This window comes from Gottschalkiaceae bacterium SANA, assembly GCA_036323355.1.
Classification (GTDB): Bacteria; Bacillota; Clostridia; order Tissierellales; family GPF-1; genus GPF-1.
The window spans coordinates 544,270-565,731 of record AP028876.1 but is presented as its reverse complement, the minus strand read 5'-3'; the positions used below and the strand labels follow the sequence as shown (position 1 = coordinate 565,731).

Annotated in this window: 20 protein-coding genes and 1 riboswitch; of the genes, 2 read left to right on the top strand and 18 right to left on the bottom strand. The window is 44.0% G+C overall.

The features are described from left to right. Positions 1 to 15: 15 nt before the first annotated feature. The 13 genes from AC25CA_RS02810 to AC25CA_RS02750 all read right to left on the bottom strand — a co-directional run bounded on the left by AC25CA_RS02810 (position 16) and on the right by AC25CA_RS02750 (position 12,388). Positions 16 to 972 carry an electron transfer flavoprotein subunit alpha/FixB family protein gene (locus AC25CA_RS02810; protein ID WP_486815524.1) on the bottom strand — a complete coding sequence of 319 codons (957 nt, stop codon included), beginning with the start codon at positions 970 to 972 and terminating at the stop codon, positions 16 to 18. Then, positions 969 to 1,775: an electron transfer flavoprotein subunit beta/FixA family protein gene (locus AC25CA_RS02805; protein WP_486815523.1), complete on the bottom strand. Its 807-nt coding sequence runs from the start codon at positions 1,773 to 1,775 to the stop codon at positions 969 to 971. The genes AC25CA_RS02810 and AC25CA_RS02805 overlap by 4 nt, the downstream gene beginning before the upstream one ends. A gap of 18 nt (positions 1,776 to 1,793) precedes the next feature. Then, positions 1,794 to 3,212, bottom strand: a complete 1,419-nt coding sequence (locus tag AC25CA_RS02800; protein ID WP_486815522.1) for an FAD-binding oxidoreductase — start codon at positions 3,210 to 3,212, stop codon at positions 1,794 to 1,796. 1 nt (position 3,213) lies between these two features. Beyond that, a complete protein-coding gene (locus AC25CA_RS02795) occupies positions 3,214 to 3,594 on the bottom strand; it encodes a DUF1667 domain-containing protein (RefSeq protein ID WP_486815521.1) in 381 nt (126 codons plus the stop codon). A 3-nt stretch (positions 3,595 to 3,597) separates the two neighbouring features. Further along, positions 3,598 to 4,860: an NAD(P)/FAD-dependent oxidoreductase gene (locus AC25CA_RS02790; RefSeq protein WP_486815520.1), complete on the bottom strand. Its 1,263-nt coding sequence runs from the start codon at positions 4,858 to 4,860 to the stop codon at positions 3,598 to 3,600. After that, on the bottom strand, positions 4,841 to 6,634 hold the full coding sequence (locus AC25CA_RS02785; RefSeq protein WP_486815519.1) for an FAD-dependent oxidoreductase: 1,794 nt from the start codon (positions 6,632 to 6,634) through the stop codon (positions 4,841 to 4,843). The genes AC25CA_RS02790 and AC25CA_RS02785 overlap by 20 nt, the downstream gene beginning before the upstream one ends. 13 nt (positions 6,635 to 6,647) lie before the next feature. Next, on the bottom strand, positions 6,648 to 8,195 hold the full coding sequence (locus AC25CA_RS02780; RefSeq protein WP_486815518.1) for an FGGY-family carbohydrate kinase: 1,548 nt from the start codon (positions 8,193 to 8,195) through the stop codon (positions 6,648 to 6,650). Between the two features lie 198 nt (positions 8,196 to 8,393). Then, positions 8,394 to 9,467 (bottom strand): hypothetical protein, encoded by a 1,074-nt coding sequence (locus AC25CA_RS02775; protein ID WP_486815517.1) that lies wholly within the window; start codon positions 9,465 to 9,467, stop codon positions 8,394 to 8,396. Positions 9,468 to 9,506: 39 nt separating this feature from the next. Then, a complete protein-coding gene (locus AC25CA_RS02770) occupies positions 9,507 to 9,788 on the bottom strand; it encodes a hypothetical protein (protein ID WP_486815516.1) in 282 nt (93 codons plus the stop codon). A gap of 14 nt (positions 9,789 to 9,802) precedes the next feature. Next, entirely contained in the window at positions 9,803 to 10,087 is a 285-nt protein-coding gene (locus AC25CA_RS02765) for a hypothetical protein (protein ID WP_486815515.1), read from the bottom strand. 349 nt (positions 10,088 to 10,436) lie between these two features. Next, complete coding sequence (locus AC25CA_RS02760; protein ID WP_486815514.1) at positions 10,437 to 10,724, bottom strand: hypothetical protein; 288 nt, start codon at positions 10,722 to 10,724, stop codon at positions 10,437 to 10,439. Between the two features lie 171 nt (positions 10,725 to 10,895). Then, positions 10,896 to 11,390, bottom strand: coding sequence for an HD domain-containing protein (locus AC25CA_RS02755; RefSeq protein ID WP_486815513.1), 495 nt, complete (start codon positions 11,388 to 11,390; stop codon positions 10,896 to 10,898). A gap of 116 nt (positions 11,391 to 11,506) precedes the next feature. Continuing rightward, positions 11,507 to 12,388, bottom strand: a complete 882-nt coding sequence (locus tag AC25CA_RS02750) for a DMT family transporter (RefSeq protein WP_486815512.1) — start codon at positions 12,386 to 12,388, stop codon at positions 11,507 to 11,509. 180 nt (positions 12,389 to 12,568) lie between these two features. Between AC25CA_RS02750 and AC25CA_RS02745 the strand changes: the two genes are divergently transcribed. Then, a complete protein-coding gene (locus AC25CA_RS02745) occupies positions 12,569 to 13,765 on the top strand; it encodes a phosphopentomutase (RefSeq protein ID WP_486815511.1) in 1,197 nt (398 codons plus the stop codon). Positions 13,766 to 13,816: 51 nt separating this feature from the next. Here AC25CA_RS02745 and AC25CA_RS02740 read toward each other — a convergent pair whose 3' ends face one another. The 4 genes from AC25CA_RS02740 to AC25CA_RS02725 all read right to left on the bottom strand — a co-directional run bounded on the left by AC25CA_RS02740 (position 13,817) and on the right by AC25CA_RS02725 (position 19,651). Next, positions 13,817 to 15,967 (bottom strand): DNA topoisomerase III, encoded by a 2,151-nt coding sequence (locus tag AC25CA_RS02740; protein ID WP_486815510.1) that lies wholly within the window; start codon positions 15,965 to 15,967, stop codon positions 13,817 to 13,819. A gap of 192 nt (positions 15,968 to 16,159) precedes the next feature. Then, positions 16,160 to 17,515: a DUF711 family protein gene (locus AC25CA_RS02735; protein ID WP_486816589.1), complete on the bottom strand. Its 1,356-nt coding sequence runs from the start codon at positions 17,513 to 17,515 to the stop codon at positions 16,160 to 16,162. 14 nt (positions 17,516 to 17,529) lie between these two features. After that, on the bottom strand, positions 17,530 to 17,799 hold the full coding sequence (locus tag AC25CA_RS02730; RefSeq protein ID WP_486815509.1) for an ACT domain-containing protein: 270 nt from the start codon (positions 17,797 to 17,799) through the stop codon (positions 17,530 to 17,532). A gap of 59 nt (positions 17,800 to 17,858) precedes the next feature. Continuing rightward, positions 17,859 to 17,960, bottom strand: a riboswitch (glycine riboswitch). A 125-nt stretch (positions 17,961 to 18,085) separates the two neighbouring features. Continuing rightward, positions 18,086 to 19,651 carry a GGDEF domain-containing protein gene (locus tag AC25CA_RS02725; RefSeq protein WP_486815508.1) on the bottom strand — a complete coding sequence of 522 codons (1,566 nt, stop codon included), beginning with the start codon at positions 19,649 to 19,651 and terminating at the stop codon, positions 18,086 to 18,088. Between the two features lie 61 nt (positions 19,652 to 19,712). Here AC25CA_RS02725 and AC25CA_RS02720 point away from each other — a divergent pair, with 61 nt between their 5' ends. Next, on the top strand, positions 19,713 to 20,924 hold the full coding sequence (locus AC25CA_RS02720; protein ID WP_486815507.1) for a M23 family metallopeptidase: 1,212 nt from the start codon (positions 19,713 to 19,715) through the stop codon (positions 20,922 to 20,924). Here AC25CA_RS02720 and AC25CA_RS02715 read toward each other — a convergent pair. Continuing rightward, positions 20,906 to 21,418: a methyltransferase family protein gene (locus AC25CA_RS02715; protein WP_486815506.1), complete on the bottom strand. Its 513-nt coding sequence runs from the start codon at positions 21,416 to 21,418 to the stop codon at positions 20,906 to 20,908. The genes AC25CA_RS02720 and AC25CA_RS02715 overlap by 19 nt on opposite strands. Between the last annotated feature and the right edge of the window lie 44 nt (positions 21,419 to 21,462).

Sequence of the window (21,462 nt, the reverse complement as noted above, 5' to 3'; positions counted from 1 at the left end):
TCCTTCCAATAAGTTTTAATCAAATTTTCTTTCCATGACTTCGATGACCAACTCGCAGTCATCTGCACTCCCAATATCAGAGACTTGAAAAATCCGCGCTTCTTCATCCTTGTTGACAGCCATGATTTTCTTAGCCCCTTTTATACCATGAACGAAAGGGCTTGCACCTGATACGCCTAGCACAATGCACAGTTCCGGAGCCAAAATTTTCCCAGTTTGACCAATCATGGTCTCCAAAGGCAACCAACCATTTTCAATGGCTTTTTTTGTTCCGGCAAGGCCCGCACCAACTCGGCAAGCAAGGGCCTCCACTCGCTTGATATTTTCTGATTTTTGAAGACCTCGCCCACAAACAAAAAGAACTTTCTTTTCCTCCAGATCATACTTCGCAGCACGAATCAATCGACGGCTAACAATCACGTTTTTTCTGTTTGTTTCATCAAACGTTCGCCATTGGATTGACAACGGCGCTTCTTTTTCTACCTCAACCGCAATCGATTTCGCACGAAAACTCAAATAACAAGGAAATGGTACGTGATACTCTCCATAGGCATTCCCCCCATATATGGGTTTGGTAACAAGAAATTCTTGCTCGATTGGGTTTACTTCAACAGCCGTGCAATCCACAAGAACGGATGCCTTTGAACGAGTCGCAAGTCTCGGGGCAAGCTCTTGTCCCTGTATGCTCCCTGCAAAAAACAAGGCCATGGGCTTTGCCTCATGAACATAGACCTCGAGGGCGGCAAGCTTTGTTTCTATGTCCCAATCTGATTGCTTACTCTCATAGGCAATGACGTGGTCCACACCCCAGTGATCCAACCAAGGAGACCTAAGCTTTTCTGGCTGTTCCATCAAAACCAAGTCAATCTCCATCTGCAAATCTTTGTTGACTTGAACCGCGCGACAAATTGATTCCATTGTCTCTTGCGTCAATTTTCCATCTCGCATCTCACCGACAACACCGATTGTCATAAGCCGACTCCTTCACTTCGATTCACTTCTTTCATCTCTTTGATCATACGATCCACAAAAATCTCTGGCCCATCCAGCATGACGCAATCCTTACTATCTTCAATCGTGAAGATTTTAGACAAGCGAACACCTGCATCTTTTTTAGCCAATTTCCACTTTTCCAACTCTGAAAGTGACCAGAGTGTGATTTCTTTTTTCTTGGCAACCATGGTATTTCGGAGAGTTGCCATGCGTAAAAAGTGATCTGCTGATTGCGTCATGGTCAAAACGACAGGTCCCTCTACAACAACTTCCTCAAGTCCATCATCCACCTGATGCGTAATCATCCACTGATCATTTTGTCGAACAAAATCTGTGACCAAGCTAATACACGGCCAGTTTAAAAGCTCCGCCAAGATAAGACCCGTTTGTCCATAATCACTTCCACTCGACTGACGACCACAGATCACCAAGTCAACATCGTCAATCTTTTCAATTCCCGCCCAAAGCATGCGCGCCACTGCTTGTGGCATCTGATTCATCGAAATTGCACAGTCGATACGAATTGCCTCACCCACCAAAAGAGCCAAAGCTTTTCTCAACATAGATTCGGTTTCTTCTGTTCCTACCGTGAGGGCAATGGACTTGCAGTTCGGATCTTGGTCCTGCAAGCGCAACATCATTTCCAGTCCCAATTCATCATAGGTATTGATCACGCGATTTGCATAGGAGAGATCAATGGTTTGATTTTCCTGTACGACCCAATCTGAGGAAAGCACTTGATCCAAGTCCAAGACTTGCTTCATACACGCTACAATTTTCAACTTTTCACCCCATTATTTTTACTCAACGGGCAACAAAGCTCCCCGATTCATAATGCCATTGGGATCAAATGCCGTTTTAATTTTTTCCAACATTGGATAAGCAGATCCCAATTCTTCTTTCATCCACTTGGCACGGTATCGGCCTACCCCATGGTGATGGCAAATCGATCCATTGTACTTAAGCGTTGTTTCCATAATTATACCAAAAAGTTGATCATAGGTCTTTTGCGCCGCTTCCACCTGTGGTGCACACATGGCTCCCATCATGAAGTAGATATTGGTTCCCTGCTCATAACTATGAGACGAGTGACCCGTAATCGCAACCAAATGCGGCACTTCCTTTTTCGCTCGCTCTAATACTTCTGTATAAATCTTTCCTATGTCCGACCACATAGCTGAAATTTCGCAGGTATCGGCCACAGCGCCTTGCTTGGCATACATATCCAGGTGCTCGCAGATATCATTGCGATGGGCCAGCCATAGCTCCAATGGTTTGCTTCCCAAGGCACGTGCGCCATGCTTCTCCACAATCTCTTGAATCGCTTTGCCTTCCAAATCCGCATAACCCTTTGGACCTTCTGATAAGAATAGTAACATGGATTCACCTGCTTGCATAAAGGGTCCATAGCTTTCTGCCGCTTCTGTTTGGTCATGAAGACGAGTTACAGCGGGTTTCCATCCTGCCTGTACGATCTCTTGAATGATGGCCAGTCCCGTATGGAACGAATCGATCGCATAGGCTTGCATGCATCGATCTTCTGCCATGGGAAAAATCTTCACTGTCACTTCCGTGATCAAACCCATGGTACCTTCTGATCCCAACCAGATATGACGAAGATCTGGACCCGTTGATTTTCTTGGAATATTCTTGATGCGCACCAGTTGACCATCAGGCAAAACCCCTTCAATGCCAACAAGCAAATCTTCAATTCCGCCGTATCGAGTGGAAAATTGACCAATGCTGCGTGTAGCAACTAAGCCACCCATCTGAGCCAATGGCAAAGACTGTGGGAAATGACCCGTCGTATAGCCCTTTTTATTGAGCACATTCTCTAAGCGCTCCAAGGCAACCCCGGCTTGCGTAGTCACCGTCAAATTTTGTTCGTTGATCTCCAGAATTTCATTCATTTCGCTCAAATCCAAAACGACTGATCCTTTGGGTGTTTCCAGTCCCAAACAAACGCCAGAGCCTCCCGTTCGCGGAACGTTAACGATTTTTTCTTGATTCAAAAATTGGATGGCTTCCACCGCTTCTTCTTTTGTGTGAATCTTGACAATGCACTGTGCTAAGTTTTCCGATTTCCATCCAAAATGTTTTTGCACCATGCGAAGTCCTGTAATATCCGTTGCATATTCCTGTAAAATAGCTTCCTCTGTCTGTACAAATTCTTTCCCTACGATTTGCTCAAATCTTTCAAGTACCTTCTCATTTCCCATTTTATGCATTCTCCTTTATTGATTCAATTTGTTTGAGGCTTCGTGAAGCGACAATATCCACGCCAGTGTTTCCAATATTTCCAATAATAATTTGGCCTTTTTCAATGGGTGCTTCTAAAATCACCTGATACAAGTCATGCATATAGACAAAAAGATGATCAAGGGGCAACTCATCTGTGCTAATCACCGGCAATCGCTTTAAATGGCTTCCCGTGACCTTGACCGTTGTGGTAACCATTCGCTTGGGGTTTGTAAATTCATTGATTCCAAACTCTTTTCCACGCTTACATCCATTTCCCATAACTAAAATCTCACCATTGCCTTCTTCCACAGTCAAAGCACAACTCATGGGACAAACGATGCAAGTAAATTCTTTTTTCATTTTCTATCCCACCTTTACACTCACGCGAAGTTCCCGCGCATCTTCATGAATTTTTTCCAACTGAATGGTTTCCACCATCATCTCTGGAGGCAAAGCAATGGCATGTTTTTTCCGCATGCACACCTGACCATCAACGGTTGCTGTCACTTCTACTTTTCTCATTTCCTTTTTCACTCGGAAATAAATTGGAATGGAATCTTCTGCGTTGACCGTACGGATCCGTTGTGGAACCACAAAGTTCACAGAATCACCCGGCAAAACATCCTTTGCGGGCATTTGAAGATTCAACTTACCTTGTATGAACTTGGCAGCACCCCGACCGGCGATTTCTCCAGTCAAAGATACATAATCCACTAAATCAAAAACAGTGACCACATTACCCGCTGCAAAAACACCCGGAATCGAAGTCATAAAATGCTCATCAACAATGGGACCCTTGGTTCTGGAATCCATCTCTACTTCCAATTGCCTAGACAATTCATTCTCTGGAATCAATCCAACCGCAAGGACCAATAGGTCGCAGGGAATAAATCGTTGAGTCCCTTGAATCGGTTGACGATTTTCATCCACTTGCGCCACCGTGACGCCTTCCAATTTCTTATTTCCATGTATACGTACCACTGTCGTGGCAAGGTGCATGGGAATCTGAAAATCCTTCAGGCACTGACTGATGTTTCTGGTCAGTCCGCCTGGTGACTCCATTACCTCGTAGACTCCTTCCACTTCAATACCTTCCAAGGTCATTCGTCTCGCCATGATCAATCCGATGTCTCCGGACCCTAAAATTACGGCCTTCTGGCCTGGTAAATATCCTTCCATGTTGATATAACGTTGCACAGTACCCGCGGTCAACACACCGCTGGGCCTCGTTCCCCAGATAAAGACTTGGGATCGTGTCCGTTCCCGACACCCCATAGCCAGAATCATCGCCCCACATGTTATTTTCATCATTCCATCGACTTCATTCATGGCATAAATAATCTTTTGATCCGTAATTTCCAACACAATGGTTTTCAACTTTACATCGATCGCTTTTTCTGCCACCGATTCAATAAAGTGATGGGCATATCCACAACCAGAAAGCCGCTTTCCAAAGCGATGAAGTCCAAATCCATCATGGATGCATTGTTGCAAAATGCCACCGAGTTCAACGTCCCTCTCCAGAATGATAACATGGTCTGCACCCTGATCTTTCGCCTCGATTGCCGCAGCTAATCCGGCAGGACCGCCACCAATTACCGCAACATCAACACTCAATTCTTTCATGGCTTCCTCCTTCCACAACGATCGGTTGTCGACTATCGGCCTTTAAAATATAGGATTCGTTTCCTTTTAATGTAATTTCAGTCGGTTCTTTTTCCAACTCTCTGGCCAAAATTTCCAACACCCTTGGTCCACAGAATCCCCCTTGGCATCTGCCCATTCCTGACCTTGTCCTGCGTTTGACTGCATCGACCGTTGTCGCAGGAATCGTGGAATGAATCGCGTCTAGAATCTCACCTTCCGTGATCAGCTCACAACGGCAAATGATATTCCCATACTTGGCATTCTTTTGAATCAGCTGATCCTGCTCTTGGTGGGACAGATGACGAAATTGTGGCTTTGCTTTTCGAATCGGATTGAAATTTGGATTATCCATTAACCCACCTCTCTCTTGATTCACAAGACCGGCTACCATTTCCGCGATCGCCGGCGCCGAAGCAAGGCCTGGTGATTGAATGCCAGCAACATGAATCAAACCGCCAACCTTTCGGGATCTTTCAATAATGAAATCCTCCATATAATCCGCCGCGCGAATTCCCGCAAAGAATGTGATGATCTCCGAACGCTTCACCTCATTGGTCACGGACATGCCGAGCTTAGTTATATAATCCAGATCGGAGGCTTCAACTGATTTATCCTCTTTCCACGGAATCTCAACCGCCGTTGGTCCCCAAAGTAAATTACCCTCTGGTGTAACTGATGCTCCACCACCCTTGGTATTATTCTTTTTCGCTTCTTTTCCACCGCGAATTCCGGCGGGGGTTTTTAAGAATCCCTTTCGACTCTTATCGATGATGGCAATAGCACCCCTTCTTGGATGAATGGTAAAGAATCGGTCACCAGCCATTTCCGCAATGGTATCGGTATAGACCCCAGCCGCATTAATGACAATCTCGCTTCGAATCACACCCTGATTGGTCACCACACCAACCGTTCGTCCATTTTCCACCAAGACATCCAGCACCTCAGTGTTCAGTCGAAACTCGGTTCCATTTTCCACTGCATTTTCCGCTAGGGCAATGCACACCTCGTAGGGTTCCACTAAGCCCATGGTCGTCATCCAAAATCCGCCAATGGGATTGCCTTTCAGATGAGGTTCCATTTGCTTCACTTCTTGACTGGTGAGCCATTTCAGCCCCGGCACCTTCATCACCTGACGCATCTGCGGAACAAGATGCCCCAGGCCTGTTTTCTTCATGACCTCTAGTGCCTTCATTTTTCGCCATTCACTCTTTTTATAGATCACATTCAAAGAACCCGGTCGTTGCAATTCAAAATTCAGATCCTTGGAAAGCTGGGTATACATTTGGTTTCCCTTTAAATTGAGCTTTGCCTTCAAAGTACCTGGCTTGGCCAAAACACCAGGATGAATATTGCCGTTGTTGGCTTTGGTTGCTTCCTCTGCCACATCACTGTTTTTTTCTACGACGATTGTTGACACCTGATACTTGGCCAGTTCCCGTGCGATGGCGCACCCAATCACCCCGGCTCCAATAACCACAATGTCGCAAGTCGTCTCTTTTCCATTCTCAATCGCTCGTTGAATCTCCTTGCTTCGATCCCGCTTGGGAATCACGATTCCTTTGGCCGTCATGTCATTGACAATATTTCGAACCCCTTTGACCCTTGCGACCAAATGACCGCAATCCACCACCTGTTGCCACTCATCCACCTGGCCTGTCAGGGTTACAATTTGTTCCGAAGAAACACTTACCCCGATCTTGTAGCCTGAGAGACTCTTATTTTCTTGAATAACCTTCATTATTTTATTCTTCATCTCTACACCTCATTTACTTGATGCATGCCAGATCTGCCATCTTGCGGTAAACCGGCTTCAATCGTTGATATGTCAGTTGATAGACGTCCTCGTAAAGTTGTTCGTAAATGATGACTTCATTTTTTTGTGGCTCATACACATGGGTGACATGGACCATCTCATCAACCGCTTCCTCTATTGTTGAATAGATGCCCAAATGCAAATACCCCAAGAGCGCCGCACCCAGCCCTGTTGTTTCGTGAGACTGTACCACATAAACAGGTCGATTGAAAATATTTGCCAACATCTGACAAAGAATTTCACTTTGTGCACCGCCACCCGATAAGGCGATCCGCTCAATCTTCTTTTTCGTCTTTTTCTCGATGCTGCGAATACCTTCTTTAATAGAGTATCCCAATCCTTCCACAAGGGCCCGGTAGATATGGATCCGTGTATGAACATCTTTTAATCCGATCAATGTGCCCGAGGCACCAGGGTGCCGAACATCACTCATCCAATACGGTTGCATCAACAAGCCTTCCGCTCCAGGCGGTACCGCAGCAAGCTTCTCATTCAGCAATTTTTCAATGCTGACCTGTCTCTCCTTGGATTCTTGCCGTTCCAATTCCGCAAACTCGTCTACAAACCAAGATATCAGCCAAAAACCCCGGGTAATCCCCAGTTCTGGATTGTATTTTCCCTTCATAGCCGCTGGGAACACCGTCCCATATTTGTATAAGGGCAGATACTCTTCTGTTGTTGTCTGTACGGTTACCATGGAAGCTAGAGATACACTGGCTGTTTTTGCTTCCAAACACCCAACCCCAAGGGTTTCGCAGGCCTTGTCAGATCCAGCTGCAACCACTGGAATCCCAACAGGCAAGCGCAAGGCGTCAGCTGCCTCCTGCGTAAGATTCCCGATCAATTTTCCCGGATCAACCAAATCAAAAAGTTTATTCCGATCGACATGGAAAATTCGTCCTTCGATATCATTTTTCTTTGCCCAATCCAACCGCTTGCCTGAGAATGGCAAATACCCTGATGCCGAAGTGACGCTGTCTCTATACTCGCCCGTCAGCTTAAAATTAATATATGTAGATAAAAATAGAACCTTGTGAATCTTATCAAAAACATCTTTCTCGTTTGCCTTTACCCAATGATAGGGACAGCCTCGATTATAACTATCGACGATCTCCCATACCTTCATCGCCTTGTACATTTTTTTCATGGTTCCACTGATCTGATCATTTTCTTTTGTTTTCCGCGTGTCCATCCAACTAATGGCATTGCGCAGAGGTTTTCCTTCTTTATCCACAAATACACTGGTGCTTCTTTGAGACGCCAGAGCAACCGCAACTACACGTGACATGATTTCCGGTTCCTCTTTCCAAAACAGATCTACACTTTTGCAGGCACTCTCCCAGAATACGTCTGGATGCATCTCGATAAATCCATCTTCTGTCATATGGTACTTGGGATACTTCACCTTTTTCAAACCCAATAATTGTCCTTTGTCGTCATAAATAATGCTGCGAATACTCTGCGTTCCACAATCCAATACCAGTACGACTCCTTCTTTCACACGATCCTCCTTTTGCCGTAATTCATCCAAACGTCCGGATGTCTATATGTATATCCTAGCGAACGCTTTCCCATTCGTCAAGTGGGCAACCTTTCAACGAAAAAAAGAGCCCGCAGGCTCCCTTCATCTTACTCGTTTCTTCAAAATGCAGTTATAACTTTAGACTTCATTAGTCTGTTTTCCGCAACACACTGAAACCTACTTCATTTGCGTCCAATACAGGATACCGAACTCATAGTAGCCTTCCAAAACCTCCCGCAAGGCTTGGTCCGATTGTGCGACAATAGTCGCGGGCTGATGAAATTCCTTCAGCAGATAAAACAGATCCGCCTCCACAATGTCCCGTTCTTGCAAAGAGGCCCATTCCTCTTCGGAAAATCGGTCCAGTCGAGCCGTATCCACCTCTGCCATTTGACGGTCCTTCAATTCCCCAAAGGTCCATCGCGATATATCTTCCTTGGCGGATTCCGGATAATAGCCAAGCGCCAACTCTTGCATCTCTTCTGACAAGAACCAATGTGAATGTAAAATCTCATATTCGCCATAGGAAATAGATGCGATCTCTTCATCCGTGTAGCCGTGATCCTGCAAATCGAGTTTAAATTCTGTCACATAGTTTAAAATCGGGCGTGTATTCATCATCTTTTGTGGATCGATCTTGGGAATTTCAATATTCATGGATCGTGGCAACTCAATGGCAGCCATGACCCGTTTCGAAGAATCAAGCTCAGGATGCGCCATAGCCATTTTTAAATCATCAGGGAAAAACTTAGCAAGGTCATATAGAGAAGCTTCATCTGGGTCCACAAGCTCTATCCGATCATCGAACCGACTAATTGCGGATCTAAAAGACTCCTCCAGCCAATCCACCGATAAATAAAGGTTTTGATCCTCTAAAATTGGACATTGCGGCATCACATCTATAATTTCACCTTGTCTTGTGACATGTAAAGAGCCCACCACAAAATCCAATTGCATCTCATCTTCCTGGAACATAAAACTGTCCGCATCCCAGGCATAGTCCCAATGCATGACTCGAGCAAAATCCTCGCAAGACACATAAGCAGTTGAATACGGCTTCCACTGAATCGCTAGTTGATTTTCACTCAATTCTGCTTCAACTTGGCTTTCGCCCTCTGTTTCCGCCCCGATTTGTGCGACTTGCATCAGCGAATCATCAAGATCAACCACTTGTTCCTGGGCCTGACAAGCCGTCATCACCATTGCACTTAATAAAATACACCCTATTAGTCTGCACTTTGTTTTCAGCATCCTTATCCCCTCCTTCTGATTGATTCCTTGGTAGATCATTTAGGTAACTAGATCCATTATAATCACGAGGATGTAATAAACTGCAATCGTGCCAATCCACAGATAAGAAAATCGAATTTTCTTTTTTTCCAAAAAAGCATAAGCACGATTTCTGTTAGCATCGAGATTGCTCACAAGCCAAATCACAAATATCGTTATCACAATCAAAGCTCGAAAGAAGCCCGAAAAAGCTGTGTCTTTCCACCATACCGCTAAGTTAAATGCCAATGCCATCAAAATGAACGAATTAAGATATAACCAATTTTCCTTCCATTTATCCAAGAATCCACCCCGCATTATAAATACCGACTAAGAACATAATAAACAATATAATCAAACATATAAATCAAAATAGTTGGAATGTTCGTCCTCTCTACGAAATTCGTCATCCAATGCAATGGCAACGCAAGTAAAGAAATGACGCCAAAAATTGCCGCAAGTACAAGGGGAATCGAATAGGGATTGCATAAAAAATAAAACAAGCGAATAACTTCTTCTTCGCACGAATGCATGATTCCCATACAAATTGCAAAATATAAAAATTCAATTGCTTTTCCTTGAGAAGTCGTTTTTCTTTCCATTTCCTTCTCCAATTTTTTCACACCTCGCTTTTCTTCTCACGGTCCAATCGAACTCTTATGCTAGCCTATCAATCAGGCCAACGATGAAATAATAAATAAGGGTTATACCTATCCATAGATCTAATTCTTTAATGCCCTTACTCTTGAGGTAATCCTTCCATTGCATAGGCTTCGGCCCGCTTTGAATCCATCTACTGACACCTGCAAGACCAAATAAAAATAATATAATGACGGGTCATGCCATCTTGTACGTTTTCAACACAAGAAGTATATTCATAAAAATCAGAAAGAATACGTAGGTTGAAAAATATGCGAATTGACTTTCTTTGTTTTGCATAGCTCCAGTCTCCTAACTGATTTGATCTCCCCACCAAAAGTACACGATCACGGTCACTGAGAATAAGATCCATGCTGGAATATGCCTCTTCTGCAAGCCAGAAGCAATCCAGTTCCCCAACTTTACACTCCACCGAATAAGAAGGGTAATGACAAGTGCCACTAGGGGAATCGAATAAGGCGTAATCCAAGTATCGACCATCTCTTTCACAAGACTTCGATTCATGATTCGCAGTGCTGACAGCAGCAAATATAGGGTCAAAGTCAACCAACTTTGGTAGGCATTTCTTTGTTTTTCCATAATAGCCTCCGCACAAGTACTACAAATACTATTTTACTCTTCTTTAATAAAATAATAAAGATGCGCTATCGTTTAAATAATAGTTTCAATAGTAAACATTATTTTAAATATGTACGTATGATAAAGCCCTTGCGAAAAAGTTCTTCACAAGGGCCGATTGAGTACTGTCGCTTATTTACTTCCAAACATGGTCTTGCAAATATCCTTGCCCGATTCCGTTTTAAAAATCTTTTGATAAGCCGAAATCACGCTCTCTTCTGACGTCTTGTTTTCATACATATTCACCAGAAAATCTGCTTCCACCAGTATCTGATAATCCATTCCATCGATATTGCTGTAGGTATGATGATGACCAACAATGTAACTTACCCGCTCAATCAATTCTTGATCATATCCCAACTGCGTTAATAATAAATTCGCCGCAACAGCGCCTTCTTCTTCCTGCAATTTCCCGGTACAATGCCCATGCTTAATTTTGGCGATCTTAATACCGATATCATGAACATAGGCCGTTACTTCCAGAATCTCTTGGGTGCACTCATCCAGTTTTTCTAATTCCCCAATCAATTTGGCAAAACTGTGCACCTTTACAAAATGCTGAATGCGTTTTGGATCTCCTGCGTAAAAGCTAATCATACTCTGATAGACATTATTCATTTTCCTCATCGAAATCCCCCTGTTTCTTCTCGTTATCTTTAGTATAACAATCTTTTCAGATAAATAACGGATAGAAAAAAGCGACAACCGAGTAGGTTATCGCTTTTTTCTATTATATTTCCAATTTAATTTTCAACTGATACAGCCACTTGCGTCTTCACCTTTCGATTGCTATACCAAAAAGTTAATCCGGCAGCGGCTACAACCAAAGCACCACCCAACAAGCTCAGTCCATCCGGTACTTCACCCCATATTAAATATCCAATCACTGCTGAGAAGAGAATACTAAAGTAGTTGTAAATCGATATTTCTGCCGCTGGTGCATACTTATAGGCAAAGGTCAGTGCGAATTGTCCAACGGCGGCAAATACACCCGTTCCGATCAGAAAAAACAATTGCGTCATCGTCGGCATATGAAAATCTAGCAGTACAAAGGGAATCATACCTACTACAGATACAAAAGAAAAATAAAAGACAATGGTTGCCGGTTTCTCTCGATCCTTTAAGTAGCGCACGAGTGTATAGGCCGCGCCTGCTGTCATGGCTGAGGCCGCACCTGCCATGGCAGGTAGAATCGACAAATCAAATTGCGGTTTGATAATCAACATCGCACCGAAGAAAACCACAATCAAGGCAGGAATCTGAATAGCCGATAACTTTTCCTTCAAGAACAAGGCCGCAAAGAGTGTAACAAAGAAAGGCGACAGCTTGTTTAGCATGGCGGAATCTGCCAAAATTAAATTGCTAATGGCATAGAAATACAAGACAACCCCAAGCAAACCTAGACTTGCTCTTGCTAACAATAATTTCCGATTCTCTCGTTTGCCCCAAAAGGAAGATTGGCTGTTTTTGATCATTATATACGCCATCATCAAGCTGACCAAATTACGAAAAAACACTTTTTCAAATACGGGCACATTCCCCGATAATTTCACCATTGCCCCCATGACAGCAAAGGCACAGGCGGAGATCAACATATATAAGACTGCTTTTGGTTTATTATCCATCCATTACTCCATTTCTTTCCTCTAATGAAAGTAGTATAAACGATAGCAATCCTTTACACAAGACAAGAGTGACCACGGTCCCTAAATTTTAGAAAGATGCCAAGAGACATGTTTTAATGCCTTACTTTTTGCTATGATAGAAATAACAGAATTAAAATAAAACTCGGAGGATTATAATAGATGGAAACGAAAAAATACAAACGCGTATTTACGGTCGTAATTGACTCTTTGGGTATTGGCGCTTTGCCTGACTCGGAACAATACGGCGACCACGGTGTCAACACACTGGCCCATATCGCAGATAGTGTTGACACGTTCAAGATTCCCAATCTTCAAAAACTGGGACTCGGAAATCTTTGCTCCATGAAACAAGTAACACCTGTAGAAAGACCCATGGCAGTCTACACAAAACTAGCGGAAATGAGTACTGGTAAAGATACAATGACGGGTCACTGGGAAATGATGGGCTTGCATATTACAACTCCCTTTCAAACATTTACGGAGACTGGATTCCCAAAAGAATTAATTGATGAATTGGAAAAAAGAACGGGACACAAAGTCATCGGAAACAAAAGCTCAAGCGGCACGGTCATTTTAGATGAATTTGCCGAAGAGGAAATTGCAACAGGCAATATGATCGTCTATACCTCTGCTGATTCCGTCTTGCAAATCTGTGGGCACGAAGAATCCTTTGGACTGGATGAACTATACCGTTGCTGTGAGATTGCCCGTGAATTGACCATGAAGGAAGAATGGCGTGTCGGTAGAATTATTGCCCGCCCGTACTTGGGTAACAAGATCGGCGAGTTCAAACGAACCAGCAATCGACACGATTATGCACTAAAACCATACAGCAAAACAGCCTTGGATGCACTGAAAGCGGAAAACTTCGATGTAATCTCCGTCGGCAAGATCTCGGATATCTTCTGCGACGAGGGCATTACAGAATCAAACCGTTCAAAGAGTTCGGTACACGGCATGGAACAAACCATCGAAATTGCCAAGCGTGATTTTACCGGTCTTTGTTTCACCAACCTTGTAGATTTCGACGCCCTTTGGGGACACCGACGCAATCCGGTTGGCTACGCAGAGGAATTAGAGCGCTTCGACGAGAAACTGGGACTTCTTCTGGAAGTTTTAGGCCAAGATGATTTGTTAATTATCACAGCCGATCATGGTAATGATCCAACCTATGAAGGAAGCGACCATACACGAGAATATGTTCCTTTCCTTGCCTATTCACCATCCATGGCTGAAGGAAAAGAGATTAAAGCACAGAGCACCTTTGCAGTAATCGGTGCGACCATCGCCGATAACTTCAATGTTGCCATGCCGAATAATACCATTGGGCATACCATTTTAAACGAACTAGAATAAGCCAAACGCCTCACCAAAAAATATTGGTGAGGCGTTTTTATTTACTGATCTTTATTCATCAAATTTGAAATTCTTCAAAGCATCAGCCAATGCGTTATTCATCGGTTCTTCCTTTTGCTTCTTCATCTTCTGAATATATTTGCTTGCTTCTCGCTTATTCATCTGCTGTTTTTTCTTTGCATTTTTCTTTTCCCAAGACTTCAGACTTTCCCTGAACCCACAGGTATTACATTTGAAGAACTTTTGATCGCCTTCCCCCATCATGATCAACTTCTTATGGCATTCCGGGCATCTTGCATTGGTTACTTTCGAAACATTCTTTTTGTATCCACACTCCCGATCCGGGCAAACCAATCGTTCTCCATTCTTATTCTTCACACGTAACAGTCGTTTTCCACAGTCCGGGCAAGGGGTATTTGTCTGATTGTCATGGCGATAAATTGCCTCCGACCGCTCGATTCCCTGAACCAATTCCTTCGTTTTTTCTTTAATCTCACCGATAAAGGACTGTCGCTTGCGCATCTGGTGTTGAATTTGATTGAACTCGCCTTCCCACTTTGCTGTAAGCGCAGGGGATTTCACCATCTCCGGTACCAACTCAATGAGTTGTTTTCCCTTTGACGTTGGAAAAATATGTCCCTGTTTTTCTTCAAAATATCCAACTGCATAGAGCTTCTCCAAGATATCAGCCCGTGTTGCCACGGTACCAATCCCCCCAGTTTGATCCAGAGTCATTTTCATCGCTTCCTCTTTGACAAATCGCTTGGGATTTTCCATATCTCGAAGCAAGGTCGCTTCGGTATATCGCTCTGGCGGCTGGGTACGTTCTTCCTTAAGGCGAAGACTAAAGTGTTCAAGGACCTCGCCCTCTTTCACCTTCGGCAGATTATCCGATTGCAGCTCTCCCGCTATAGCTTTCCAGCCCGGGCTCACACTCTTCGTTGTGGTTGCTGAAAAGATCTCTGCCCCAAGGCCCACTTTTACCTTGAAGGTTTCTATTTTAGCCGGTTCCGCAATCGCCTCTAAAAATCGAACCACAATCAAATCATAGATGCGCCGCTCATCCTTAGATAGATCTGAAAGAAAAACAGACTCCTCCGTTGGAATCAAAGCGTGGTGATCGGAAACCAGCTTATCATTAACCAAGCGCTTGGTCACCTGCACCCCTTTTTTCAACCGTTGATAGGCTTCCTTTTTCATGGTTCCACCCATCAAGGCTTCCAATCGTTCTGGCAGGGTTGCGACCAAGTCACTGGTCAACACCCTCGAATCCGTTCTTGGATAAGAGACCAACTTATGACGCTCATATAAAACCTGAAGAGACCTCAGGGTTTGTTTTGCCCCCATGCCGTATCGACGATTTGCATCAATCTGCAGGCTCGTCAAATCATATAATTGCGGTGCAGGAATTTCCTTTTGTTTGACCTCGATGACCTTAACCACCGCGGTCTCCTCTTTCCCTGCCGCCAATCGTTTTTTGGCTTCCTCTTGATTAAATACTTGATGAGAATGGGCAGAGGTATAAGTTACCCCCTTATGGCTCCCCGTTAAACGCCAGAAAGGACGGCTTTGAAAGGCTTGAATTTCCTCTTCCTTTGCCACCACCATATACAAGGTTGGGGTTTGCACCCGACCAGCAGACAATTGCGCATTGTATTTACAGGTTAAAGCGCGGGTTATATTCAATCCCAGATACCAGTCAGCCTCGGATCGAGCTTGAGCTGCTTCATACAAGGAATCGTAATTCCTCGCAGGTTTTAGATTCTTAAATCCGTCCGTAATTGCCTTATCAGTCTGAGACGAGATCCACAAGCGCTGCATCGGTTTTTTACACCCAGCCAGCTTCAAGATCCATCGAGCAACTAGCTCCCCTTCCCGGCCCGCATCTGTTGCAATGACCACTTCTGTCACATCGGAACGAGTCAGCATCTTCTTAATTTCAAAGAATTGTTTCTTGCCCTGGGGAATTAGTTCAAGTTTTAGGGGCGTCGGTAACATGGGCAAATCGCTCATCTTCCAATGCTTGTACTTTTCGTCATACTTTTCTGGCCCTGCCAGGGTCACTAAATGTCCAAACGCCCAGGTCACGATGGCGTCATCGCCTTCCAATCCACCATGAATAGGCTTCTTGCAGGCCAATACGCGTGCTATCTCTTTTCCAACGGAGGGTTTCTCCGCCAATATCAATCGTTTACTCATCATTCACTCCATTTTTACATTATTCAATTCAATCTGCTTTCTACGTCACTTATTCTATCATGAGTCCACTGCCTATAAAAGAAAGCTTCTTTGATATATGGATATAAAAAAACCCAAAAGTATTCATGTTCGAACACCTTCGGGCCTAAAGAAGTAACTACATTTTGAGGCAATCACCTCTTGAGGCAATCGCCTCTAGTTTTTAAAACTGTGCACGGGTGCCGGCATACGTCCGCCCCGATTAATCAAGTCTGCAGAGCTGAATTTGTTGACCTTCATGATTGGTGCGCTTCCCAACAATCCACCGAAGTGAACCTCATCACCAACAGCCTTACCAAACACAGGAATTACCCGCACTGCTGTTGTCTTGTGATTGATGACTCCGATGGCCGCCTCATCCGCAATCATGGCGGCAAGGGTAGTTGCTGGGGTATCCCCCGGAACAGCAATCATATCAAGACCAACAGAACATACACAGGTCATGGCTTCCAGCTTTTCAATATTAATCGCTCCTGCTTTGACTGCAGCGATCATGCCTTCATCTTCACTGACCGGAATAAATGCGCCCGACAATCCTCCCACATGAGAGGATGCCATAATGCCACCTTTTTTCACGGCATCATTCAGCATAGCAAGTGCCATGGTCGTACCGTGGGTTCCTACCATTTCAAGACCAATCTCTTCCAGAATACGGGCTACACTATCGCCTACTGCTGGAGTCGGCGCCAAGGAAAGATCAATAATGCCAAATGGAACACCCAAGCGTTTCGCCGCTTCATTGGCAACCAATTGCCCGGCTCTTGTGATCTTAAAGGCCATCTTTTTAATGGTTTGTGCCACCTCGTCCATGGGTTGACCCTTGACCTTTTCCAGGGCACATTTGATCACACCGGGACCACTGATCCCTACATGAATCACCTTTTCCGCTTCCCCAACACCGTGAAAGGCACCTGCCATAAAAGGATTATCCTCTACCGCATTGGCGAATACAACCAGTTTGGCACAGCCAATCCCGTCTCGATCTGCTGTTCGTTTTGCTGTTTCCTGAATAATTTCACCCATCCATTTCACTGCATCCATATTAATGCCCGATCGCGTATCCCCTACATTCACGGAAGAACAGACCCTCTCCGTTACATCCAAGGCTTGAGGAATGGCAGCAATCAAGTTTCGGTCACCTTTGGTAAATCCCTTTTGTACCAAAGCGGAAAATCCGCCAATAAAGTTTACGCCCACGGTTACTGCGGCGCGATCCAATGTCTTTGCCATTTCCACCGCATCGGCAACGGTTCCATTTTGTACCAACATGGCAACTGGAGTAATGGAAATTCTCGTATTAATAATCGGCACACCGTATTCGATTTCGATCTGACGAGCCGTTTCAACCAAATCCTTGGCAGAATCCACAATCTTGTTATAGACCTTTTCTCTGGTTTCTTCCTGGCTAGAAGAAATACAGTCTAAAAGAGAAATGCCCATGGTAATTGTTCGGATATCCAACTTCTCTTTTTCAATCATTTGATTAGTTTCAAATATACTTTTCGAATCAATCATTGTACGCTCCCTTATAGTCTATGCATCGCGTGATAGATCTCTTCGTTCTGGATCTGAATCGATACATTCATTTTTTCACCGACCGCTTTGAGTTCTTTTTGCACATCTTCAAAACTGATCACTGCATGGCTCACATCCACCAGCATCATCATGGTAAAAAATTGCTGCATAATCGTCTGGCTGATATCCAACACATTGACTTGTTGCTTGGCCAAGCTTGTTGTTACATCCGCGATAATGCCTACCTGATCTTCTCCAATTACCGTTACAATTGCTTTCATGTCTTTTTCCTCCCTTATATAAACAAAAAACCGCGCTAATAAGCGCGGAAAGATTTCCTCTTCTGCGCCCTGTCCTTTTACCTGAGAGTTTCGCCTTTCGGCTTTCCACTTCGGTGCTCCTTGGGTAGTGCAACCACCCGAGTCTCTCCAGAGTTCTGTCCACAAGCGGTCACACATCTGCTTCCGCTCCCTTCATCCAGGATATTTAATTTTCTCTGATGAATTTTGCCTTTCACCTTGTTCAAGTCAAACCATCTTTATCTTCATCTAGATTATACGGATTCTATCATGATTCAGTCTCAGACGCAAGCCCTTCAATGCGATAATCTGACTTACCTGACCGTTTCACATCATACATCAGTCGATCCGCACGTTCTGCCACCTCTTCAAAAGATTGGCCTTCTTGGATAAAAGCGATGCCCAGTGATACCGTCACATGAATCTGATCAACTGAAGTTTCAATCGGATCCTTCATCCGATTGATCAAACGACGGGCAACGACTTTGGCGTCAATCTTCTTTCTTAGTTTTAAGAGCATATTAAACTCATCGCCGTGAATACGCGCTGGCAGATCTCGCTCCCGCAATACTTCTTGCAACCTTTTTCCCACCTCAATCAATACCTCATCACCCACCGCATGACCATAGGTGTCATTAATTGTCTTGAAATCATCAATATCGAAATATCCAATGGCTAAAACACCATCATTCCAACGTTTTCTTTCACTCGGTACCTTTGCTAAAAAACCCGACTTATTTAAAAGACCTGTCAATTCATCACGATTAGCTAGCTGGTGCAGCATATTCAACTTTTCTTTGCGTGACTTTACTGAGGCTTCTAAAAAAAATGCCGTCAATAGCGCAAAGAAAATCGATAAGCCTATCAAACTCGCCCATTCCTGTTTAATTTCTACAAAATATCCATCATATAATTTTTTGGGAAACTGATAAGCCAAATACCCCAACTTATAAGGCTCCGCTTGATAGGCTCCCTCTGGAACAAGTGCTGCAATCCTCTTTAGATACACCACGCCCTGCTTATCTTCTATATTCACTAGGTTTCCATGTTCTCTTTGCTCCCAAAGCAAAGGAAATTTCCTCGCAAAATTTGCTTCTTCTCTTTCTGCTATCATGAATCCCCATTCATACTCATCATTCTCATGTTGCAAATAATAGCCCTCTTCATTGACGATCTGCAAGGTCTGAAACTCAATCATATGGCCATCTGCTGTAGATAAGATTTGCGACTCGGTCTGTATCCAATTTTCAGCTAGGTAATTCAAAATTACAACCCCAATTGGACTTCCTTGTGCATCTTCCACACGCATGCCCATTCGGATCATGGGTTTTACCGGCCATTCTACTTTTCCATTTTCAACATTCAGGTCTAGTAGCGACATATAAATCTCATCTTGTTTCAGTTTAGCTGATTCTATAAAATAATAGCGCTGTGATTTATCTTGAAGTTCATCTTCCATGACAATTCTTGGGTTTCCAGCTTCAAAATTAATTCGAATCTGTTCGTGCCCTTCATCATCTAAATATCGGATTTGATCATATAATTCTTTTGACTTGGACAATTCATAATAAAATCTGGAAATCTGCTGAGGACTTACCTCCTCAGCCAATAATGACTCCGTCAATTCTCGGGTATAAACCAGATCTCGAATCCGATCCTCATATGTTATCCTCATTCTATTTTCAATAAGTTGGAAATAGTTTTCCACATCTTCATCAATATGTTCACTCATCTCCTTGCTTTCTTGTCGATAACGAATCCCTGAAAGTAAAAATAGAATGATGAAAATAAAAAAGAAATACCGGATAAATGATTTTGATAATCGATTTTTCATCTTGTCCTCCGTTTACCTAGTCCTCATATGGATATTATAACCAGTAGAAGGAGAAAACACCATGAAACGAGGATTTCTAACAATTCTTTTATTTTTTCTAATCGGCAGCGCTTGGTTCGCTAGCTCTTGGAACACCTACCGTGCACCAGAGCCACGCCCAACTACAGAACCCATTCATCCAACGATTTGCTTTGGGCGTACTCCTTATGTCCTTTCTTCAGAAACCCGCCCTTGGATCGATCCCGATTCTTTTTCTGAATCCCTCTCTATTTCACCAGAGCCTGCATCCATCGAGGTAACTTATTCACATAAGGGAAGTAGGCTTTGGCAATCGACCGTTAAAAATAATTCGACCTTGCCCCTTCCTAGTCAGGATGGAATAACAGAAGTAACAATCACCCTTCTTTACCCCGATCAAACGGCAGCTCTGGAAACTCGCTTTCTAGTCGCACCACGCAGAACCGTTGAATTTCAAAGCAATGGGACTCAATTTGCGCCTGGAGAATTGATCATGATTCGCGCCAATCACTTGGATCATGGACAAACGTTGACAGCTTCGGGTAATTGGTTTGATTCGAACCCGCAATGGTTTCTGCAAGATGATCTTGCTGTGCTTTTATACCCCATTCCTTCTAGCACCCAAGATGGAAACTATCAACTAACGCTCACCGCTCAAAATGAACAAAGCATCACAATTCCCATTACCGTTACGCCTCGAGAATTCATTATGCAACCCTTGATTGTCGACCCAGAAGTAAATAAAGCCACAAGAAACGACAATTCCTACGCAGAGTTCCATGAGATGCTAATGGCATCCCGCAATATAACAGAACCCATGCCCCTCTTTGATTCCGCCTTTGTCCTTCCCTTGGATGGACGAAGGACAACGGAATACGGCCAGGGTCGCACCATAAACGGTGTCCCTAGCGGATCCCGCCATTCCGGCTACGACTTAGCCGCACCAACGGGAACAGAACTCATCGCGACCCAAACTGGTAAGGTTCGATTCGCCGGTGAACTGATTATGACCGGCAATACCATTGTATTGGAACACGGCCTGGGCATCTTCAGCCAGTATTACCATATGGACAGTCTGGCGGTTGAAGCCGGCGAACTGGTTCAACAAGGTGAAATCCTCGGCACTGTAGGAAGTACCGGTTTTTCAACGGGGCCGCACCTGCATTTTTGTATCTATGTGAATGGCGCATATGTTGATCCGGCCGTATTCCTGGCTAAGTCGCCCTTGGACTTTCTTCAACTTCTTCCCCAATAGCGTGACACGTGAGCCATATAGGCCTGATAGGATGCACCGTATTCCCGCAGGCACCATTGCTCTTCAGCCTCAATCACAGCAGGAAGCGTTAGTACAAAAGGAATAAAGAAAATCCAATAAAACCAGGCCTGAATTAAAAGACCGGTTCCTAAAAAGGCCAGCACATAACCCAGATACATGGGATTTCTCGATCGCCGGTAGATCCCCTGATCGCAAAACCCAACTGAATTGCGTTTTGAAAATCCAGAAACGGCTACGCCAATAACAAGCAAACCCGCCCCATAGATCAACCATCCAAAAAAAGAACCTTGTATGCGCGTTAGAATGGGACTGAAAATAATTCCATTCACAATCCAAGCATTGAGTTTCGTCTTCCATTCATCGCGACCTTCTCCATGAGGGAAAATCGCTGCATATGGCAATAGCTGAGGATTCAAGATTCTCATCCATCCATAGCGTAAAATCAAAACCGGTACAATTAATAGAATTCCCATCTCTTCTCCCTTCATTCAAAAAAGACGAAGCATTCTGCTTCGTC

Bases quoted from the DNA above. Each gene is read 5' to 3' on its own strand.
- AC25CA_RS02800 (WP_486815522.1), bottom strand. From the start codon at position 3,212: ATGGGAAATGAGAAGGTACTTGAAAGATTTGAGCAAATCGTAGGGAAA.
- AC25CA_RS02760 (WP_486815514.1), bottom strand. From the start codon at position 10,724: ATGGAAAAACAAAGAAATGCCTACCAAAGTTGGTTGACTTTGACCCTA.
- AC25CA_RS02715 (WP_486815506.1), bottom strand. From the start codon at position 21,418: ATGGGAATTCTATTAATTGTACCGGTTTTGATTTTACGCTATGGATGG.
- AC25CA_RS02745 (WP_486815511.1), top strand. From the start codon at position 12,569: ATGGAAACGAAAAAATACAAACGCGTATTTACGGTCGTAATTGACTCT.
- AC25CA_RS02810 (WP_486815524.1), bottom strand. From the start codon at position 972: ATGACAATCGGTGTTGTCGGTGAGATGCGAGATGGAAAATTGACGCAA.
- AC25CA_RS02795 (WP_486815521.1), bottom strand. From the start codon at position 3,594: ATGAAAAAAGAATTTACTTGCATCGTTTGTCCCATGAGTTGTGCTTTG.
- AC25CA_RS02720 (WP_486815507.1), top strand. From the start codon at position 19,713: ATGAAACGAGGATTTCTAACAATTCTTTTATTTTTTCTAATCGGCAGC.
- AC25CA_RS02730 (WP_486815509.1), bottom strand. From the start codon at position 17,799: ATGAAAGCAATTGTAACGGTAATTGGAGAAGATCAGGTAGGCATTATC.
- AC25CA_RS02765 (WP_486815515.1), bottom strand. From the start codon at position 10,087: ATGGAAAGAAAAACGACTTCTCAAGGAAAAGCAATTGAATTTTTATAT.
- AC25CA_RS02725 (WP_486815508.1), bottom strand. From the start codon at position 19,651: ATGAAAAATCGATTATCAAAATCATTTATCCGGTATTTCTTTTTTATT.
- AC25CA_RS02755 (WP_486815513.1), bottom strand. From the start codon at position 11,390: ATGAGGAAAATGAATAATGTCTATCAGAGTATGATTAGCTTTTACGCA.
- AC25CA_RS02740 (WP_486815510.1), bottom strand. From the start codon at position 15,967: ATGATGAGTAAACGATTGATATTGGCGGAGAAACCCTCCGTTGGAAAA.
- AC25CA_RS02790 (WP_486815520.1), bottom strand. From the start codon at position 4,860: ATGAAAGAATTGAGTGTTGATGTTGCGGTAATTGGTGGCGGTCCTGCC.
- AC25CA_RS02750 (WP_486815512.1), bottom strand. From the start codon at position 12,388: ATGGATAATAAACCAAAAGCAGTCTTATATATGTTGATCTCCGCCTGT.
- AC25CA_RS02775 (WP_486815517.1), bottom strand. From the start codon at position 9,467: ATGCTGAAAACAAAGTGCAGACTAATAGGGTGTATTTTATTAAGTGCA.
- AC25CA_RS02785 (WP_486815519.1), bottom strand. From the start codon at position 6,634: ATGAAGAATAAAATAATGAAGGTTATTCAAGAAAATAAGAGTCTCTCA.